The sequence below is a fragment of the Flavobacterium aurantiibacter genome, from assembly GCF_002251775.1.
Lineage (GTDB): Bacteria > Bacteroidota > Bacteroidia > Flavobacteriales > Flavobacteriaceae > Flavobacterium > Flavobacterium aurantiibacter.
In genome coordinates this window covers 12009-32293 of the sequence record NZ_NOXX01000181.1, presented here as the reverse complement: position 1 = coordinate 32293, position 20285 = coordinate 12009, and the positions used below count along the sequence as shown (strand labels likewise).

Below are 20285 nucleotides of genomic sequence, written 5' to 3'. Positions count from 1 at the left end.
GAAAAGTCGTTATTGTTTTTTGTTCGTTTTTCTTTTGTTTGTTGTATATTTGTCAATAATCAACAAATTGATTTCAAACAAACATTAGTTATGAACAAATTCGGGGATTTAATTAGAAATACAAGAGAAGAAAAGGAAATGTTACTTCGGCACATTGCGGCTGAATTAGATGTTGACACAGCTCTTGTGAGTAAAATTGAGAGAGGCGAAAAAACAGCAAAACGTGAACACGTTTTGGCTCTTGCTCAATTATTCAAAATCAATCCAGAAGAATTAATTGCCTTGTGGTTAGCAGACCAAGTTGCTCATTTGGTAGAAAGTGAACCGCAAGCAGAAAAAGCAATAAGAATAGCATTAAAAAATATTATAGGTGAATAATTTATCAGCATACCACGCTAAATATTTTGCCTATGATTTAACAAGGCAATTACCAGCCAACGACATTGGAAAACTTACCGCATCCTTACAGGATGCTCAAGTTGACTTAAACCCTCATCAAGTAGAAGCGGCACTTTTTGCTTTTAAATCACCATTATCAAAAGGTGCTGTTCTGGCTGATGAGGTTGGATTAGGGAAAACCATTGAAGCCGGTATCATATTATCGCAACAATGGGCAGAAAGAAAAAGAAAATTATTGATTATTGGTCCATCTAACTTGCGTAAGCAATGGAACAGAGAATTAGCAGATAAATTTTATTTGCCGTCAGTTATTCTTGAAGCAAAGTCTTTTAACAATTTAATTAAAGAGGGTAATTTAAACCCATTTAATCAAGAAGATACGATTATCATTTGCTCGTATCATTTTGCCAAGAACAAAGCACCTTATCTTAAACATATTAACTGGGATTTAGTAATTATTGACGAAGCACACCGCTTACGCAATGTTTATAAACCCTCAAATAAAATAGGCAACGGCATCAAAGATGCCTTAGACCATTGCAAAAAAGTGTTGCTTACCGCAACACCTTTGCAAAATTCTATTTTAGAGTTATACGGCTTAGTTAGCCTTATTGACCCCTACATTTTTGGCGACTTAAAAAGTTTCAAAAGTCAGTTTAGCAGAAATATTGATGAAGAAAACTATACTGATTTAAGAAACCGTTTACAGCCTATTTGCAAGCGTACGCTAAGAAGACAAGTTTTAGAGTATATTAAATACACTGAGCGTAAACCTTTAGTTCAGGAGTATTTCCCCAATGAAGATGAAACAACGCTTTACAATTGGGTAACAGACTATTTGCAAAGACCAAAATTATATGCTTTGCCTTTCAGTCAAAGGCAATTAATGACCTTAATACTCCGCAAGCTATTAGCTTCATCTACTTATGCTATCTATGGAACTTTAGATGCCTTAGTTAAACGCTTAGAAAATATCATTTCGAATCACAACGCTATTGAGGAAGAAAATACAATAGCCATTGATTTTGAAACCTATGATGAAATTCAAGACGAATGGGAAAGCGAAGAAGAAGATGAAAGTGAAGCCGATGACAATTTTGAGGAAGTAGTTTATACCGAAGAAGATATTGAAGCAGTTAAATGTGAATTAGCCGATTTAGAAAAGTTCAGAGCCTTGGCTCAACGCATTAGAAAGAACTCAAAAGCGGAGCAACTTTTTACCGCATTAGAAAGAGGCTTTAAGGCATTGGAATCATTAGGTGCTAATCAAAAAGCCTTAATCTTCACAGAGTCAAGAAGAACACAGGATTTTATTTGCAATCTTTTAGAAGCAAGAGGTTATGCAGATATGGTTGTAAAATTCAACGGTAGTAATACAGATCCAAAATCGAAAGAGATTTATTCAGCTTACTTAAAAAAACATCAAGGAACTGATATTTTAACAGGGTCATTAACGGCTGATAAAAGGGCAGCAATTGTTGATTACTTTAAAGAAGAAGCAACCATAATGGTAGCTACCGAAGCAGCAGCCGAAGGTATCAACTTACAATTTTGTTCTTTAGTTATCAATTTTGACCTACCTTGGAATCCACAACGTATTGAACAGCGTATTGGAAGATGCCACCGTTACGGTCAAAAATTTGATGTAGTAGTAGTGAATTTCCTTAATAAAGCCAATGCAGCTGACCAGCGTGTTTATGAGTTATTAGACCAAAAATTCCGCTTATTTGATGGGGTTTTTGGGGCTTCTGATGAAGTTTTAGGTAGTATTGGCAACGGTGTTGATTTTGAAAAAAGAATTGCATCTATTTATCAGCAATGCCGTACTACAGAAGAAATACAAACCGCTTTTGACGAGCTACAACAAGAACTCAAACCCGATATTTCAGAAAGAGTACAGGAAACCAGAAAAGTGCTCATTGAAAATTTTGATGAAGAAGTAAGAGAAAAACTCAAGACCAATCTTTTTGAAAGTACTGAAAACCTAAACCGTTTTGAAGAACGTTTATGGGATACTACGAAATTCTATCTAAACAGCTCAGCCCAGTTTGATGATGAAAACTACACTTTTACATTAAAGAAAAACCCATTCCCAGATGTTTCTATTCATCAAGGTCCTTATATGATTTTGAAGCCCAAACAAGGGCAGCGAAAATCGGATATTGATGTGCCTGATGATACCAATATTTATCGTGTAGGTCATAAGTTGGCAAAAGCCATTTTAGGAGCTTGTAAGCAACTCAATACCGTAACAAAAGAATTAACCTTTGATTATTCCAACACTCCAACCAAAGTAACAGCATTGGAAAAATTCATTGGGCAATCGGGTTGGTTACAGGTAAGTCATTTAGAAATCAATTCTTTTGAGTTTGAGGATTTTTTAATAACGGCTTGCATTACAGATAATGGTGAAAACATTGACAATGAAATAGCCCAACGTTTCTTTTCTATTCAAGCTACGGAAGAGCAAACGCTTTATGCACCAGAGGATATTAAAAAGACCTTAGTAGAAGTATTGTACAGCGAAACGCAAAACGTTATTGCAGACAATGCCAACCGTAACAAAGATTTTTTTGATACCGAAATGGACAAACTCGACCAATGGGCAGATGATATGAAATTGAGTTTGGATAAGGAAATAAAGGACTTAGATGCAGAAATCAAACTCCGTAAATCCGAAGCTAAAAAAATGCTCAATCTTGAAGCCAAAGTTAAAGCCCAAAGAGCCATTAAAGATTTAGAAAAGAAACGAAGCGAAAAACGCCAACACCTTTTTGAAGCTCAAGACACTATAGACGACCGCAAGGAAAACCTATTAGATGAGATTGAAAGACGCTTAAAGCAAGAAGTTAACACCACAGAGTTATTCACCATAAAATGGAAAATGATTTAATATGAAAGACTTAACAAAATCTGCAATAGACAGACAAAATATTCTCAACAATACAGAGGCAATTGAGAAAATACAAGTTCATATCGGATTAGTAGGACTTTTATATGAAGGCGAATATCTTTTTACTTCCAAAATGGTTGCTGATTTTTTTGATGTTACTACTCGTACTTTAACAAATATTCTTAACGAAAATGAAGATGAAGTAAAACACAATGGTTATCAAGTGATTAAGGGTCAAAAATTGAAAGAGTTTAAGGACTTATTCGGCCCATTACTTACTTCTGCTGACGACCTTTCACAGAAGGAAACTGATTTCCCTCTGTCAAAACAAGGTGCTGATAATCAATCATTTAAGCGACTTAAAAGTTTGGCGGTATTCAATTTCAGGGCTTTTTTAAATATTGCAATGCTTCTCTCCGAGAGTGAAAATGCCAAAAGGTTAAGAAGTAAGATTTTAGATATTGTAATTGATACACTTAACCAAAAAATTGGAGGGTCAACTAAATTCATAAATCAAAGGGATGAGGAGTTTTTAGTAGCCATTACCCGAGAACCTATATACAGAAAAGAGTTTACCAATGCTCTTAACCTGTATTTAGAAATGGGCAATTACAAATATGCGGTTTACACAGATGCCATCTACCAAGCCATTTTTAAAGAAAATGCAAAAGAATACAAGGCTATATTAAATCTTGAGGAAAAAGACAATCCAAGAGATACAATGTATGCCGAAGTATTAAAGCTAATAGCATCTTTTGAGGTTGGTATTGCTGATGAAATGAAGGAAAAAGCAGAATCTTTAGGCAGAAAACTTACACCCTCTGAATTGAATGTCTTAATAATGCGATTTTCAAAGAAAAGGCATTGGATACCACTAATTGAAGATGCTTGTACCAAAATGGCTTCTCGTGACTATGGTTTGCGTAATATTATTCACAAACGCCTTGAAAACTACATTGGAGCTTTAAGTAAAGAGGATTACAGCCGTTTTCTTGGTGATAAGAGCAAGTCTTTAATTGATAGGGTAATTGAAAATCCTGAATTGTTAGAAGTTTTTAAACGCTTAAAAGATAGATAAAGATGGCGTTTCAATACTTTACAGTTGAATTTACAATTGAGGTACACGATAATATTATTCGTGAATCAGGTGGCTTTATGGGTATTAGAGATAATGGGTTAATTGACAGCACGCTTGACCACGTTCAAAACGACTTTTATTACCCAGAATTGGAAGATAAAGTAACGCATCTCATTTTTTCATTTAACAAAAATCACTGTTTCAATGATGGCAATAAAAGATCTTCTATTGCTGTAGCAGCTTATTTTCTTACGGTAAACAACCTTCAAGGCTTAGTGTCAAAATTCATTTTAGAAATGGAAAATATTGTGGTAGATGTTGCAGATAATATTATAGACCGAGATTTATTAAAGGAGATAGTTACTTCTATTTTATATGAGTATGACTATTCGGAAGAATTAAAAATGAAAATTATACAGGCTAAAATGAATCATTTAGCTAATCAAAATATAAACGACAATGAGCAATAAAAAACAACTTCAAAAACTCGAACTCACTTGGATAGGCAAAGGCGAAGAACCTAAGCTCGAACCTCGTATTCTAATAGAAAATCCCGAGTATAGCTATGGCGACCCCAACAGCCCCAATATGCTCATACACGGTGACAACCTCCTTGCCTTAAAAGCCCTTGAACAAGACTATGCAGGCAAAGTAAAGTGTATTTATATAGACCCACCCTACAATACAGGCAACGCCTTTGAGCATTATGATGATGGCGTAGAACATTCGCTTTGGTTGAGTTTGATGAAGCCGAGATTGGATATTTTGAGAAACCTTTTAAGTAATGATGGCTCTATTTGGATAAGTATTGATGATAATGAAGCTCATTATTTAAAAGTAATGTGTGATGGGATATTCGGAAGGCAAAATTTCATAGCAAGTGTTATTTGGCATAAAAAACATACCCGAAGTAATGATGCAAAATTCTTTTCGGATAATCACGACTTTGTTATTGTCTATTGTAAAAACCGAGATAAATTTCAATTAAATCTTCTACCGAGAACTGAAGAGCAAAACAAGGGTTACAAAAATTTAGATAATGACCCAAGAGGCCCTTGGGCTTCGCAACCAATACAAGTAAAGACGCCATCTGATGCTTATATATATGAAATCCAATCACCCAATGGTAATAAATTCTGGCCACCAAAGGGAAGAAGTTGGCAATTTGGTTTAAAACGATATGAAGAGTTAGTTGAAGATAACCGTATTTGGTTTGGTGCAGATGGTAACAATGTGCCACGAATCAAAAAATTCCTAACAGAAGTTCAAGATGGTATTACACCTCTAACTATTTGGTGGAGAGATGAAGTTGGGGATAATCAACAAGCAAAAAAAGAGGTAAAAGATTTATTTCCTGATGACCCATTCGGAACGCCAAAACCTGAACGTTTACTCGAAAGGGTTTTAATGTTGGGAAGCAACGAAGGCGACCTCGTTCTCGATTCTTTCCTCGGTTCTGGTACAACTGCTGCAGTAGCTCACAAAATGGGTAGACGTTACATAGGCGTAGAATTGGGTGAACACGCCAAAACGCATTGTTTTCCAAGGCTAAAACAAGTAGTAGATGGCGAGCAAGGCGGCATCAGCAAAGCTGTAAACTGGCAAGGTGGAGGTGGTTTCAAATTCTACACGCTTGCACCCAGTTTATTAAAGCAAGATAAGTTTGGCAATTGGGTGATTAGCCAAGAGTATAATGCCGATATGTTGGCAGCAGCTATGGCAAAGCAAGAGGGTTTTAAATACCAACCCCACGAAAGCACCTATTGGAAACAAGGGCAAAGTAGTGAGCAGGATTTTATTTTTACGACTACCCAATTCCTTACCGTAGAAGCCTTAGACAGCATTAAAGACGAAATGCAACCAGGCGAAACATTGCTAATTTGTTGTAAGTCTTTCCAAAAAGAATGCAAAGGTAAGTTTGGCAACATCACCATTAAGAAAATTCCATTAATGCTCTTAGGCAGATGCGAATATGGTAAAGAAGATTATAGCTTAAATATTATCAATATACCTGTGGATGCTAGCAATGAAGATGCAGAAGATAGTATTGAAGAAATAAGCGTACAAGCCATTAGAGATAAAAATAAGTCAGACGACCAAACCTCATTATTTTAAAATTAGGATATGAATACAATTGCCAATAATATAAAACAACGCTTATCACTTCGTGAACCGCTTCAAGATTCACTCGATATTGTGGCTCAACTTTGTCAAGAATTAGAGCTAAAAAAAGAAGTTGATTTAGCAGCAGAATTAGAAAAGGTAAAGGCTCATTTTCCTACTTGTACAGACTTTGAAAGGGACTTTGTTTCCATTGCTTTTTCTATTGCCACAGGTGTAGGTAAAACCCGATTAATGGGTGCTATTGTAGCTTATTTATACTTGCAAAAAGGTGTAAAAAACTTTTTCATTTTAGCTCCCAACCTTACTATTTACGACAAACTCATAGAAGATTTTGGCAATCCTGCCTATCACAAATATGTGTTTAATGGCATATCAGAATTTGTACACAATAGACCCGTAGTAATTACAGGCGACAACTATGCTCAACAAGGTGCATTATTTTCAGATTCCGAAATTCGCATCAATATTTTCAATATTGCCAAGTTCAATTCCGATAACAGAGGTACAAGACAAGGCGGAGTAAGTTTAGCCCCAAAAATCAAAAGACTATCCGAGTATTTAGGGCAATCGTATTGGGAATATTTATCAGGTTTGGAGGATTTAGTCATTCTAATGGACGAAGCACACCGCTACCACGCAGATGCTTCTAAAAATGCCATCAATGAGCTAAAGCCCATTTTAGGTATAGAAATGACAGCAACCCCATTTGATGAGAAGGGCAAGCAATTCAAAAACATAGTGTTTGAATATTCCTTAGCCCAAGCCTTGTCAGATGGTAAATATGTAAAGAACCCGGCTATTGCCACTCGTAAGAATTTCCAAAAAGGCTCTTTAAGTGATCGTGAAGTTGAAATCATCAAATTAGAAGATGCCATAAGCATACACCAAGACACAAAGAACGAATTGGAAATCTATTCCAAAAACAACGAAGTGAAATTGGTAAAACCTTTCATTTTAGTAGTTTGTAAAGACATATCCCACGCCAAAGAAATATACGAACTCATCAATACAGATGGGTTTTATGATGGACAATACAAAGGCAAAGTGTTACAAATAGATTCGTCAACCAAAAAAGAAGAAGATATTGAACAACAGTTTATTTCTTTAGAAAGTCCAGATAATGAAATAGAAATTGTTATCCACGTAAATATGCTCAAAGAGGGTTGGGATGTAACCAACCTCTATACCATTGTGCCACTTCGTGCCGCCAATGCAGGTATTTTGGTAGAACAAACTATTGGTAGAGGATTAAGATTACCTTATGAGGGCAAACGAACAGGAGTAGATAAAATTGATAAATTAACGGTAGTAGCACACGAAAACTTCAATGCTGTTATCGAGGCAGCCCAAGACCCTAATTCGGTATTAAACAAAATGAGTTTTGTAGAAATAACCGAAGAAGATTTATCTACCAAAACCGTAGTAGTTACCTCTCAGCCAGTGATGGAGCAAACCTTTGTAAAGGAGCAAGAGAAAATCAATGTCATTGTCAACCCACAAGACAAGCAAAAGGCACAAAACAACTTAGATGCTAAAAAAGCAATAATCAATGTACTTCCTGATTTTGGCAGTTTACCCGAAGTTAGACGAGTAGAAGATTTAAGTAAAGAGGAGGTAAAGCGAAAAGTAATACGGCAAGTAGAGAAAAACCTATCTGAAGGTCAAGGAAATCTATTTGCAGCTCAAATTGTAGCAGAAGCCAAAGAGGTGTATGATACAATGGTAACTGAATACAAAAAGAATATCATTGAAATACCACGTATGGACTTGGTGCAAGGCGAAACAAGAGCCGAGTTCAAACAATTTGATTTAGACATTACAGGATTCAATTTCCAAGCCTTAGAGCAAGAAATTATCCGAATGGGCTTAAAAGATAAGCAAGTAGAAACACTCAAAGCAAAATCAAGCGGTTCGTATGGTAATCCTATCAAACTCATCATTGCAGAATTAATTGATTACCCAGAAATTGATTATGATGAAAATGCCGAGTTGTTGTATCATTTAGCAACCCAATCCTACGAAGCTATCAAAGCCAATATAAGCAACGAAGAAGAATTGCCTTCGGCAATCTTCCAATTCAAAGCAGCCATAGCGGAAAAGGTATATAATCAAATGAAACAGCACTTTCAGTTGCATTCAGCAGATTATGTTGCCCCAAGAGTGTTTCCTTTTATTCGCATAGAGCAATGGAGTTTCTCATCATTGGTAAATGCAGGCTACAAAGACTATCGAGACATTGTAAGCCCTACGAATATGATTCCTAAATATGTATTTAGAGGTTTTGAAAAAGCCTGTCATTTTGAATACAAGTTTGATAGTAAAGCCGAACAAGATTTAGCCTTTGTATTAGAAAATGATGCAACAGTAATCAAGTGGTTAAGACCAGCACCTAATCAATTTAGGATTTATTGGGATAACAACTCAAAAAGGTATGAACCTGACTTTATTGTAGAAACTGAAAGCACCATTTATATGCTTGAAGTCAAACGTTCCGACCAAACCGAAGAAGAAACCGTATTGGCAAAAAAAGTAGCAGCAGAACGTTTCTGTAAATACGCATCGGAATATACAGCCGAAAACCAAGGTAAAGAATGGAAGTACTTAATACTACCACACAACGAAGTGAGTAGAACGGTGTCTATTAATTATTTAGCAACGAAGTGTAAAGGGTAAAGTATGATAGAATTTAAAGGCTCAAAATGGTACAAATGCGACCTGCATTTACATACAACAGCAAGCGAATGTTTTGCTGATAGAGAAGTTACGCCCGAGCAATGGGTTAATAGAGCTATTGAACAAGGTTTGCATTGTGTAGCAGTTACAGACCACAATACACCTTTAGGTATAAAAGAAATTCAAGCAGCTGCAAAGGATAAACCGATTACCATATTCCCTGGTGTAGAGATTACTTGCGATTCAACAAAAATTCATTTATTAATTTTATTTGACCCATCTAAAGGAGAAGAAGAAGTCAAAAGTTTTTTAAGCAAATGTGATATAGAACACTCTGTATATGGAGATCAATTGGCTTCAACAAATAAATCAGTTGTAGAGGTTGCTAATATTGTAAGAGATAAATGTAATGCTATAGTTATTCCTGCCCATATAGATGAGTTTTCTGGAATATTTAATTTAAGTCATCAAAATTTAATTGATTTTTATGAGCGTCCTGATATTACAGCAGTTCAAGTCGTTCATAAGGCTTTTTATATAAATGAAGTTCCTGCCGATTTTCATAGTCAATTAGTACAATATTATGGCAATACAAAAAGTACCATTGATGAAGTAGCTTGGAAAAAACCAGTTGATTTAGCTAAAGCAAAAAATATCTCTATCCTAACATTTTCAGACAACCCACATAAGGCAGGTGATTCTCAACACGGTCTTTGGGGCATTGGTTCACGCTTCACTTGGATAAAAATGGATGAAACACCTTCATTAGAAGGACTAAGACAAGCATTTCTACTTCCCGAGCATAGAGTAATAAATGATTTTGACATTCAGGATAATGACCCCAATAAACAACCCGATATTTGGTTTAAAAGCCTTAAAGTATCTGGCACTAATTTAACAAAAAAGCAAGATTTAGAAATTGACTTTAATCCACAACTAAATACAATAATAGGCGGCAGAGGTAGCGGGAAGTCAAGTATTTTAAGGTTCATTAGAGGTGTTTTCAATAGAGCAGTTAATCTTAAAGATTTTGATGACCTTTTAAGAGAACAAAACTTATTTTATAAAAAAGCAGATACATCTCACAAAAAAGAAACGACAGGTGTTTTCGACCTTAATACATCTGTTGTTAAAATAGAAATAGTCCGTAAAGAGGTTCTCTATAAAATCGTAGCAAGTAAAATAAATTCCGCTTCAAGTCAATTAATAGAAGTCTTTAAATATCTTGATGGCTCTTGGTCTTCAGTAAAAGATGATGATAAAGACCTTTTAGAAATATTTGAATTTGAGCAGTACTCACAAAAACAAATTTATGAGATAGCAAAAAACCCAAATGCTTTACGTGAAAGGATTGATAACGCTATTCCTGTGTTGCAAGATGTATTGGAGCGAAAGAGTAAAATTGCTAATGAATTTTTAGAAGCAAGGACAAGCCTAAGAACAAAACAAGGGGCAATTGGCGGTAAGACTAAAATTAAAACCGACTTAGAGGACATTAACAATACCCTCAAAGCCATAGATAAATCAGGTATAACCACTACCATTAAAAGCACCGATTTTTTTGTTGAAGACCGTAAACCAATTAAATCATTCACTGAATCAATTGATAACCTAAAAATTGCTTTGGTGCAGATAAAGGAAAGTTTTACAATTCCAGATATTGACACCGTAAATATCCAAGAAACACACAGAGTAGAAATAGAAACTTTAATACAAAATGCTACTCAATCAATAGCTCAACAGGAAAAGGAATTAGATAAAATAATTTCAGAGGTTGGCAAATTAAAATCAACATTCGATTTAGCTATTCAAAATTCTGACTGGCAGAAAGCACTTAGTTCACTTCTTGCTGAAATAGAAGAAAAGAAAAAAGCACTATCTGAATCTGAAATAGAGGCTCTCTCTAAGTATCAGCAGCTAAAATTAGTTGTTATTGATAAACAGCAAGAATTAAAGGCGATAGAGGCTATTGAAAAGGAAATCATTGACATTAATGCTAAATGCACTAACCTACTAAAGGAATATGTTGATGTTTGTAAAGAAATAACAGCAATTCGTTCTACATTCATATCAGACCATATTACTGCTGATAATATTAAAATTGAAATAAAAGGTTTTAGAAACCAAGATGATTTTGAAAGTCAGATAAGATCCATAATAAGTAATGATTCTTCATTTGGTGACGATATTGAAAAATTAAAAACCTTATGTTTTACTGGCATAGTTGAGAATAAAATAAAAGATTGTAAAAAGGCAATTTTAGATGCTCACTACAGCGATATTTCATCCGAACATTTTGGCGGTCATTTCAAAAATGCACTGAGGAAATTAAGCCCAAGTCAGATAGATAGTATTGAGCTATTTATGCCCGAAGATGAGATTATCGTAAAATACAAACCTGAAGGTTCAACAGGTTTCAAACCATTATCAACCGCATCAGCAGGTCAAAAAACGGCAGCTATTTTAACATTTTTACTTTCTTTTGGAAGTGAACCTCTTTTGCTCGACCAACCCGAAGATGACCTTGATAATAGATTAGTTTATGACTTAGTAGTAAAAGGCTTAAAGAAAGCAAAAGAGAAACGGCAAATTATAGTAGTTACTCATAATGCTAATATTCCAGTAAATGGAGATGCTGAGTACATTCTTTCAATGGATTCAACAACTACTGACATTAAAGTCCTTCATTCAGGAACAGTAGAAAACAGTGCCATTAAGAAAGAAATTTGTGATGTAATGGAAGGAAGCGAAAAAGCATTTCAACTAAGGTCAGAACGCTATAAAACAATATTCTCGTAAATAAAAAAAATGATTGCAGCAGGATTAAGATGTACACCGCATAAGGTTTTTTATACCATTATAGAGTTAAAAGAAGATGATTCATTTTCATTGGTTAATCAAGAATTGATTATCCCTAAGTCATTTGACATTCCTAATAAGCTAAAATATATAAGAAAGACTTTGTTAGATATATTCAAAGAGTATAATGTAGTTCGTGCTGGAATACGTATTACTGAAAACAATGCCCAGTCCCCTGACTTATTTAGAATAATGTTAGAAGCAGTCATTCAAGAATTAATAGCAAGTAGCAATGTAGAGTATTATTTTACTGGTGTAAAAGGGTCTATTGCTTCCAAATTAGGTATTGGTAATGATGGTGCAATTGGTTTGTTTATTGATGGCTCGCAAGATTATAATAATATTACTGATTGGAAATTATTTTCAAAGGAACATAGAGAATCAATATTAGTAGGTTTTGCTTCAATAACTTTATAATATAAATTTATGCTTGATTATACCCAAACATCATTACACTTCAAAATATTAAAAGATATAGGTCAGGAAGGTAGGAACTCAACCGTTCACATTGCTCACGATAACCAGTTAGACACTGAAATTGTTGTTAAGAAAATCAATAAATCTGATTTTAAAGATGATTCATCATTCTTTGATGAAGCAAAGATGTTGTATAGTTCAAACCATCCTAATATCGCACCAATTCAGTATTCCTGCCAGGATGAAGAATATATTTATATTACAATGCCTTTATTTCAAAAAGGCTCATTGAACAGTATAATAGATCAAAGACCACTCACAGTTGGCGAAATAGTTAAATACAGTATTGATTTTTTAAGTGGTCTACATCATATTCACTCCAAAAGACTTATTCATTGCGATATAAAGCCAACTAATATTTTAGTGTCTGATGGCAATGATGCAATCCTCACCGATTTTGGCTTAGCACATTACCTAAATGAAGAAGGATTAACCTTGATTGATAAGTTTTATCATTTTCATAGAGCACCCGAAGCAATTCACTCAAATGAAATAACCCATCAAAGCGATATATTTCAAGCAGGTTTAACAATTTATCGTTTATGTAATGGTAATGGCTTTTTTAAGCAGCAGTTAAACAGGTTTGTAAATAAGGAAGGTATATTTGATAATGACAAGTTTCTCAAAGCGATATTTGAAGGGAAGTTTCCTGATAGAAGTGCTTATTTGCATCATATCCCCCAAACACTCAGAAATTATATAAGAACAGCTTTACAGCCTAACCCTGAGCATCGTTATCAAAATGTATTAGATTTTTTAAATGACCTTGCTAAGATTGAAATATCTCACAACTGGCAAATGATTCCATTAGAGAATGGTTGCACTTGGCAATGTGTAAAAGACGATAAAGAGTATAATATTTCTATAATAGGTAAGGATGATAAAACAGCTGAATTAAAAACTACCAAAAAAGGCTTATTAAGTGCAAAGGAACGTCAGATAAAGGATTATTGCATAAAAAGCACTACATTTGAAGATGCTTATTCGCTTGTTAAGAAAGCATTAAACAATAATTCGATTTAATTATCGTTAGCCATTAAGATGATGCCAAAGCAGTTAACATATAACAATACACCTTTAAAATCAAGAGAGGAAAACTCTAATTTGATTAAAGGAAGCGTGTATTCTGCTAAAGTAAAAATTCCCAAATCTTTCGATTCAGCCAAAGTATTAAAATCAACTGATTTAGGTAATGGGTATCATATTTTTACCGAACAAGGTAAGAAGAAATAAGACCCACCCAGCCACCGCACAAAACACGGCTTATGCACTCCCACCGCACAATGCCAACGCTTCAGTGCATACTATGGTACTGCCGCCATTTTTAAACTGTCATACTTTTTGTGTGGGCTGTTGCCAACGCTATACAGCACATTGCTTTTTTGTTTACAGCATATATTTCTTTAGCGGTAAAACTAAAAAAGCAAAGAGCTGTTGCCAACCCTCCACAGCCCAAACAAAAAGCCGCTACATTCCAACCACCACCACCATTTCGCTTATGCCAGTATTAAAAATGTCGGAAGCTACATTAACATAATGTGGCATTATAGTACAGCCTTTTTCCCTGCTTGTGCAAGCACCCAAACGCACAGTCTGTCCTATAATAACATTATGTAAAATAGCCAGCACCATAGACGCTACCAAAAAAATATTCCCCAACGCAAAACCCAACGCAAATATTTTTTGGTATCGTAGCCGTGTTTTAACCAGCCGGACCCAACCTAAGAACCACAATTCCCCACCACCCTTTCAGCGGTCAGAAAAAAAATAAACTATGATGTTTAGTGTCGGCTTTTAGTAGGTACTATTCCGTTTCTCTACATAGCACCCACTACAGCCTAATTTGCCAGCAAGAGTAGTGCCTTCTCTCCATTCCACGATACCCACCGCACAATTCCATTACGCAATCCGTATGCTTTCCCCAGCCCAATAAACTTTGCAGAAATGAAAAGATTGCAAAGTTTGCATCCCTGCAAAAGCATACAGTATTGCTTCATTCCATATCCGAGCAATCGTTCCATTCCGTTCAGTTACTACACTTGCAACGCACAACCCACCGCACAAATAAGGTATAGTTTATTTTTTTTCTGGAAGTGTTTACCCCATTGGAATTGCAAAGAAGTACTATCATTTTAAATAGGTATAGTAAAGATGTTTTGCCAAAAAAGAATAAAAAAGGAAGCAAAAGTAGGTGGTTACAATTGGCCCATCAAGGTCAAGCCCTACGGGTTTTGAAAAAAAAATCTCCACCCTATCGGGAGGGCACTGAAAAACATCGACTATTTTGATTAGTACCGTTTTTAGTCAATAAAAAAACGCTTGTAACAGGATTTTAAATATCCGTTATGAGCGTTTTTCTTTTTGCAACTGTTTTTTATTGGAGGTTGTATAAGTTTGTTTTTGGTTTTTACAGGTTGTTTTTTCAAAATACCTGAGCAGATTGCGTTTTCTACATTAATTTGAGAATTCTTTTTAAGTTTACTGTGAATATTGCTATTGCACCTTGCATTTGCATATTGGTAATGCCGTATGAAATTGCTTTATCATAACCGTATACATTTTTTAATTCGCTATTTTTGGCTTCTATCTTGTATCGATGTTTTGCTTTTTCTTTGTAATATTCTGTTTCTTGAAAAAAAATTTGGTCTTGATGTAGTTCTGATTTTATAGATACTGAATATGTTTTAGTTTTAGATCCTTCTTTGTAACAACCATTTTTTAAAGGACAAGATTTGCATTTTTCGACATCAAAATAATAAGTGTCTACTTGATTTGTTCCAATATTTTTACTTCCACCACGTGCTTTTTTTATTGCCAAATGTCCTGCTGGGCAAACAAACCTATCGGCATCTTTATTATAATCAAATTTATCGGCATCTTTTCTGTTTCCTTGTGTTATTGATGGATTTAATTTTGCTACTACTTTAATATTTTGTTCACTTGTGATTTTAAGATTTTCTTTTCCAGAGTAAGCAGCATCACCAATAATGGTGTCTACATCAATTCCGTTTTCTTGACTAATTTCTATAAGCTTAGGCAATTCTGGTCCATCACCTTTTTCACCCGATGTTACTACGGCTGCAGTAATGATGCGCTCTTCAGTCATTGCCAAATGAGTTTTGTATCCAAAGAAGGAACTCTCAGCAGATTTATGACCTATTTTTGCATCGGTATCTTTTGATAAAGTTAGGTTTTCTTGAGTATCCTCCACAGTTTCCTTTAACAGGTTTAATTTCTCTTTCACTGCAGGAATCGAACTTATAGATGGCTCGTTTTCGATACGTTTTTCTAATTCTTTACAATAAACCAACTCCTTTTCTAAATCATTGTCGGTATTCTTTTGCGGCATACGTTCTTTAAATTGGTCGTCAAAGGTGTATATTGTTTTTCGAAGTAACTTGGAGCGTTCTCTCAATACATCGATGGCTAAAAACGGATTAGATCTTGATAAAGTATGAGTGGCATCAACGATAATAGACTTCGAACGAATTATTCCTTTTTCAATAGCAATAGTTACTGTTTTGTTTATCAATAGATTTAATAAGTCGGTGTCTTTCAAACGTAGTTTTCTGAACTTTGTCAACGAACTTGGATTGATAACATCGTCTTCAGGATTCATATCCAAAAAATATTTAAAAGACATATCATATTGAGAACGTTCCACCACATCTACATCGGAAATAGTGTAAATTGTTTTAAGAAGTAAATACTTAAACATACGAACAGGACTTTCTGCCATACGACCATTTGTTGTGCAGTATTTGTTTAACAACTCATCATAAATAAAGGAAAAATCAATTAAATCATTGATTTTTCTTAATATATTTTCCTTTGGAACTATTAAATCATACAACGTAGAATGAGAACTAAATTGTATTGTTTGCTGCTTTAATAACATCTAAAAAACTCTATAATTACAGCTAAATATACGAAAAAAGGAGCAGAAAAACTAAGTTTTCTACTCCTTAAATTATTGCAATTATTATTTAAAGGACTTTTTCAGTGCCCTCCCTATCGGGTAGTATTTTTTTCTCAAAAACCTTGCTTGTCCAATCTCCACCACCTGATGAGATGGCTTTCTTTTTTTTTCGTTTTTTTCTTTGTCAAAAAATTTTTTGTCCGAGGGGATTTCGGAAGCAAACAAAATCATCTCAAAATGGCAAAATTCTCACTTAAAACGTACAGTCCAAAAGCTCAAATAAATGAGCCTCATTTTTACATCCTATGCAAAGGAAATAACAGCGGAAAACCACTTTCCGAGCCTTGCCCGAATTGCTTTGTTTTAACCGCCAAAACCGAAGAGGATAAGCAGTTTTTTTACTCGCTTTGTTTCGGATTGTGGAAGGCAAAATCCTTTGAATATTTTTTAAAAGGTTCTGTTATTCCATTCATTACCATTGGCGATTGTAAACAAGCTATAAATACTGGATTAGAGCAAGCCAGCACCGATTTAAAAGGCTTCAATAAGTCAGTAAAGGCATTAGAAATTTTAGAGCAGCAGGAGAAAAAATACAAAGAAACCTTGCTACTTATCAATGATGCAAAAAGAGCTATTTTTTACCGCTATATCAAAAAAAGGTAAAGCCCTTATCTCATATTTATTTTATGCTTAAAGAATAGATATTTAAACCATATTTCGCCATTATAAGAAAATAGGTGCAAAAGAAAAAAGCCTACTCAATAGAGCAGGCTTTCCCGATTTTCCGAAATCGTCTAATTCACTGATGAAGAATTAGAATATTTTTGCAACTTTCATCGCATTACCTTGCGAAAACAAGTAGTAATTTGAATTAACTTCTTGATAAAATTCAACTGCCAACAAATTTACCACCGACACATCAGCTGAAACAGTTGGAGAACCTGGCAAAGTACTAACAACACTTATTGCAGAAGTTAGAGCATTAACAGGTAAATATCCCGAATCTTGTACATCTGTCAATCCATTTGTGGCAATATCCTTCGGCTCATAGGTTCCAGTTGTACTGTTGTATTCAAAATCAGACAATACTGTAATAGCATTGATAATTTTAAAATGGGTTGCTCCAGCAGGAATATACATTCTATCTAATGGATTGAATGGGGCAATATCCAATGTTGAACTATCTCTTCCTGCACTTGGAGTAATAGTGTAAGGAGCATTAAATACGCCATTTAAAGAAGCAAATTTATTGAACTCAAAACCGTCTAAATATTGCGGTGCTACAGTTACTAAAATTGCTCTTTGACCTCTTACCTCTGAACCATCTTCAAGATTGATTCTTTTCATTATTGCGGTAATTCTCCCAGTAACTTGACTATCGCCATTATTACGGATAAGATTTGCAATACTGGTTCTCAATGATCTTCCAGCAATCGCACTACCTCCAAATTCATTCATATTCTCACGAGTACGAACGAAAGCAGGGTCAGATGCAATTTGTTCCGATGATGGTCCACCTTTTAATCCTGCATAGTAGCCATCGTTACCTTTAATTTTGAAGTGTCTAACTTCTCCGAGTGTTCCAACATATTTAATATGTCCTTTCTGTCTTGCCATAATGATACGCTTTTTTAATTATAAAATTTAGTGTAAATTTACACCATAAAAAGCTGTAAATCAATTACTTAAATAGTGCAATATGAGGCAATTAGATGTAAAGTGTTCGACAATAATTAAAACCAACTACGAAATTGTAAAAGTGGTTGATGGAGATGGTATAATTGCAAAGAATATTATTTCAAATAAAGAGGAAGAAATACGATTTTATGGTATTGATGCACCAGAGTTGACACCTTGCAAAAAACTAAAGCAGGACGAAAGAGAAACTCATTTATCAGGGCGTTTTTTGATAGAGCTTGCACACCAGTCTTATGAATTTTTAAGAACTAAGGCAAAGATTGGAAAGCGGATTACATTAATTCAAGAAGTAGGCAACGAGCAAGACCCATACGGCAGAACTTTGGCTTATGTGGTATTGCCTAACGGCAACACCTTAAACGAAATAATGGTCAAAAACGGCTTTGCAAAGGCTTATGATAAACTTTATTGTACCGAACTACCAAAGTATCAAGAACTCAATTTGAAGGCTAAAACAAAGAAAAAAGGTTTATATTTGCAGGTGGATAGGTTCTAACAAAGCAAGCTCATTTTCTCTTATTTGTCACCAATTTTACAGATTTTGTTGCCTATTTGTTGCCCAATCTTCATAACTAATTGAATATCAAAGATAATTACTTTTTGTATAGGAAAGTAACATAAACCCATGCTTTTGATACTATCCAATGATACTATCATAACTGAAGCAAGCTTGTAAAATTACCAGCGAAATTTTAACGCTAATGGCTTCTTTTTCAAAAGATTGTAGAAATTTCTGTTCTACATTTTAAAAGATCCGTCACAAATTACTAAAGATGAATAGAATTATTAAAATACGTAATCTCTTTTCTGATGTTTCTAGTATTTCTGCTTCATCCAATAACTCAAAATAAGATCATAAAAACACTACACCTTGATTCAGATACATAACCACTTGCCTACTCTTTAAAAATCCCTTCAAAAAACTCCTCCAAAACAACCGATTTTTACTAATTTCGCAACCATTCAACCTGAAAATTTCACTTATGAGCACAAAAGTCGTCATCGTAGCTGCTGCCCGAACCCCAATTGGTAGTTTTATGGGAGCTTTATCAACCGTTCCTGCCACACATTTAGGTGCAGCTGCCATCAAAGGAGCACTCGGAAAAATCAATTTAGACGCTGCTTTGGTCGACGAAGTTTTAATGGGACAAGTAGTACAAGCCGGTGCCGGACAAGCGCCCGCAACTCAAGCAAGCATCTTTGCTGGAATCCCAAATACAGTGCCCACAACCACTGTAAATAAAGTTTGTGCCAGTGGTATGAAAGCCATTATGCAAGGTGCTCAAGCAATTGCAAACGGCGATGCACATATAGTTGTAGCAGGCGGTATGGAAAACATGAGCCTTATTCCGCATTACGCACATTTGAGAACCGGAGCTAAATTTGGTCCTGTTACTTTCGTAGATGGTATGCAACGCGACGGTTTGCAAGATGCATACGACCAAAATGCTATGGGTGTTTGCGCCGATTTGTGTGCGAAAGAATACAATTTTTCACGTGAAGAGCAAGATGCTTTCGCCATTCAATCGTACCAACGTGCGGCAGCAGCGTGGGACAGCGGAAAATTTGATAACGAAGTTGTTCCAGTAGCGGTACCGCAACGCAAAGGCGAACCGATTATGGTCACGCGCGACGAAGAATACACCAATGTAAAATTGGATAAAATTCCAACCTTGAATCCGGCGTTTACCAAAGACGGAACCGTAACAGCAGCTAATGCCTCAACGATAAACGACGGTGCAGCTGCGGTGGTTTTGATGAGCGAAGCGAAAGCAAACGAACTCGGAATTAAACCTTTAGCATACATTAGAAGTTATGCAGATGCCGCGCAAGAACCAAAATGGTTTACCACTACTCCTGCAAAAGCGCTGCCTATTGCGTTAGAAAAAGTAGCACTCAGTGTTGCCGATGTTGATTTCTTTGAATTCAACGAAGCATTTTCGGTTGTTGGATTAGCGAATGCCAAAATTCTTGGTTTGCCAAACGATAAAGTAAACGTAAATGGTGGCGCAGTATCGCTCGGACATCCGCTAGGATGCAGTGGTGCGCGTATTGTTGTTACCTTATTAAACGTTTTGGCTCAAAACAATGGAAAAATTGGTGCAGCTGCTATCTGTAATGGTGGTGGTGGTGCCTCAGCGCTAGTAATTGAGTTGGCCTAATTA

General features: G+C 35.3%; 15 protein-coding genes. 13 read left to right on the top strand and 2 right to left on the bottom strand.

The features are described 5' to 3' along the window. The first annotated feature begins 90 nt into the window (after positions 1-90). The 10 genes from CHX27_RS06195 (at position 91) to CHX27_RS15335 (ending at position 14040) form a co-directional block, all read left to right on the top strand. Positions 91-378: a helix-turn-helix domain-containing protein gene (locus CHX27_RS06195; protein ID WP_094485903.1), complete on the top strand. Its 288-nt coding sequence runs from the start codon at positions 91-93 to the stop codon at positions 376-378. Beyond that, on the top strand, positions 371-3292 hold the full coding sequence (locus tag CHX27_RS06190) for an SNF2-related protein (protein WP_094485891.1): 2922 nt from the start codon (positions 371-373) through the stop codon (positions 3290-3292). Before CHX27_RS06195 ends, CHX27_RS06190 begins: the two co-directional genes overlap by 8 nt. 1 nt (position 3293) lies before the next feature. Next, complete coding sequence (locus CHX27_RS06185) at positions 3294-4370, top strand: hypothetical protein (RefSeq protein WP_094485890.1); 1077 nt, start codon at positions 3294-3296, stop codon at positions 4368-4370. A 2-nt stretch (positions 4371-4372) separates the two neighbouring features. Further along, positions 4373-4840, top strand: coding sequence for a type II toxin-antitoxin system death-on-curing family toxin (locus CHX27_RS06180; RefSeq protein WP_094485889.1), 468 nt, complete (start codon positions 4373-4375; stop codon positions 4838-4840). Continuing rightward, on the top strand, positions 4830-6485 hold the full coding sequence (locus CHX27_RS06175) for a site-specific DNA-methyltransferase (RefSeq protein ID WP_094485888.1): 1656 nt from the start codon (positions 4830-4832) through the stop codon (positions 6483-6485). Before CHX27_RS06180 ends, CHX27_RS06175 begins: the two co-directional genes overlap by 11 nt. A 9-nt stretch (positions 6486-6494) precedes the next feature. Further along, on the top strand, positions 6495-9167 hold the full coding sequence (locus CHX27_RS06170; protein ID WP_094485887.1) for a DEAD/DEAH box helicase: 2673 nt from the start codon (positions 6495-6497) through the stop codon (positions 9165-9167). 3 nt (positions 9168-9170) lie between these two features. Further along, on the top strand, positions 9171-11966 hold the full coding sequence (locus CHX27_RS06165; protein ID WP_094485886.1) for a TrlF family AAA-like ATPase: 2796 nt from the start codon (positions 9171-9173) through the stop codon (positions 11964-11966). 9 nt (positions 11967-11975) lie between these two features. After that, positions 11976-12443 (top strand): hypothetical protein, encoded by a 468-nt coding sequence (locus CHX27_RS06160; RefSeq protein ID WP_094485885.1) that lies wholly within the window; start codon positions 11976-11978, stop codon positions 12441-12443. Positions 12444-12452: 9 nt separating this feature from the next. Next, a complete protein-coding gene (locus tag CHX27_RS06155) occupies positions 12453-13526 on the top strand; it encodes a serine/threonine-protein kinase (RefSeq protein WP_094485884.1) in 1074 nt (357 codons plus the stop codon). A 169-nt stretch (positions 13527-13695) separates the two neighbouring features. Continuing rightward, a complete protein-coding gene (locus tag CHX27_RS15335; protein WP_133063426.1) occupies positions 13696-14040 on the top strand; it encodes a hypothetical protein in 345 nt (114 codons plus the stop codon). A gap of 912 nt (positions 14041-14952) precedes the next feature. Here the strand turns inward: CHX27_RS15335 and CHX27_RS06135 are convergent. Then, complete coding sequence (locus tag CHX27_RS06135) at positions 14953-16401, bottom strand: IS1182-like element ISFba3 family transposase (RefSeq protein WP_094485880.1); 1449 nt, start codon at positions 16399-16401, stop codon at positions 14953-14955. A 75-nt stretch (positions 16402-16476) separates the two neighbouring features. Here CHX27_RS06135 and CHX27_RS06130 point away from each other — a divergent pair, with 75 nt between their 5' ends. Next, on the top strand, positions 16477-17085 hold the full coding sequence (locus tag CHX27_RS06130; RefSeq protein ID WP_207758940.1) for a DUF6943 family protein: 609 nt from the start codon (positions 16477-16479) through the stop codon (positions 17083-17085). 150 nt (positions 17086-17235) lie between these two features. Here the strand turns inward: CHX27_RS06130 and CHX27_RS06125 are convergent, their stop codons facing one another. Beyond that, entirely contained in the window at positions 17236-18039 is an 804-nt protein-coding gene (locus tag CHX27_RS06125) for a hypothetical protein (protein ID WP_094485879.1), read from the bottom strand. 82 nt (positions 18040-18121) lie between these two features. Between CHX27_RS06125 and CHX27_RS06120 the strand changes: the two genes are divergently transcribed. Continuing rightward, positions 18122-18616, top strand: coding sequence for a thermonuclease family protein (locus CHX27_RS06120; RefSeq protein WP_094485878.1), 495 nt, complete (start codon positions 18122-18124; stop codon positions 18614-18616). 487 nt (positions 18617-19103) lie between these two features. Then, a complete protein-coding gene (locus CHX27_RS06115) occupies positions 19104-20282 on the top strand; it encodes an acetyl-CoA C-acyltransferase (RefSeq protein ID WP_094485877.1) in 1179 nt (392 codons plus the stop codon). Positions 20283-20285 lie beyond the last annotated feature (3 nt).

What these genes read in the sequence shown, in the direction of transcription:
- CHX27_RS06155 (WP_094485884.1), top strand. Translation starts at nt 12,453, where the DNA reads ATGCTTGATTATACCCAAACATCATTACACTTCAAAATATTAAAAGAT.
- CHX27_RS06170 (WP_094485887.1), top strand. Translation starts at nt 6,495, where the DNA reads ATGAATACAATTGCCAATAATATAAAACAACGCTTATCACTTCGTGAA.
- CHX27_RS06165 (WP_094485886.1), top strand. Translation starts at nt 9,171, where the DNA reads ATGATAGAATTTAAAGGCTCAAAATGGTACAAATGCGACCTGCATTTA.
- CHX27_RS06180 (WP_094485889.1), top strand. Translation starts at nt 4,373, where the DNA reads ATGGCGTTTCAATACTTTACAGTTGAATTTACAATTGAGGTACACGAT.
- CHX27_RS06175 (WP_094485888.1), top strand. Translation starts at nt 4,830, where the DNA reads ATGAGCAATAAAAAACAACTTCAAAAACTCGAACTCACTTGGATAGGC.
- CHX27_RS06120 (WP_094485878.1), top strand. Translation starts at nt 18,122, where the DNA reads ATGAGGCAATTAGATGTAAAGTGTTCGACAATAATTAAAACCAACTAC.
- CHX27_RS06195 (WP_094485903.1), top strand. Translation starts at nt 91, where the DNA reads ATGAACAAATTCGGGGATTTAATTAGAAATACAAGAGAAGAAAAGGAA.
- CHX27_RS15335 (WP_133063426.1), top strand. Translation starts at nt 13,696, where the DNA reads ATGGGTATCATATTTTTACCGAACAAGGTAAGAAGAAATAAGACCCAC.
- CHX27_RS06125 (WP_094485879.1), bottom strand. Translation starts at nt 18,039, where the DNA reads ATGGCAAGACAGAAAGGACATATTAAATATGTTGGAACACTCGGAGAA.
- CHX27_RS06185 (WP_094485890.1), top strand. Translation starts at nt 3,294, where the DNA reads ATGAAAGACTTAACAAAATCTGCAATAGACAGACAAAATATTCTCAAC.
- CHX27_RS06115 (WP_094485877.1), top strand. Translation starts at nt 19,104, where the DNA reads ATGAGCACAAAAGTCGTCATCGTAGCTGCTGCCCGAACCCCAATTGGT.
- CHX27_RS06135 (WP_094485880.1), bottom strand. Translation starts at nt 16,401, where the DNA reads ATGTTATTAAAGCAGCAAACAATACAATTTAGTTCTCATTCTACGTTG.
- CHX27_RS06160 (WP_094485885.1), top strand. Translation starts at nt 11,976, where the DNA reads ATGATTGCAGCAGGATTAAGATGTACACCGCATAAGGTTTTTTATACC.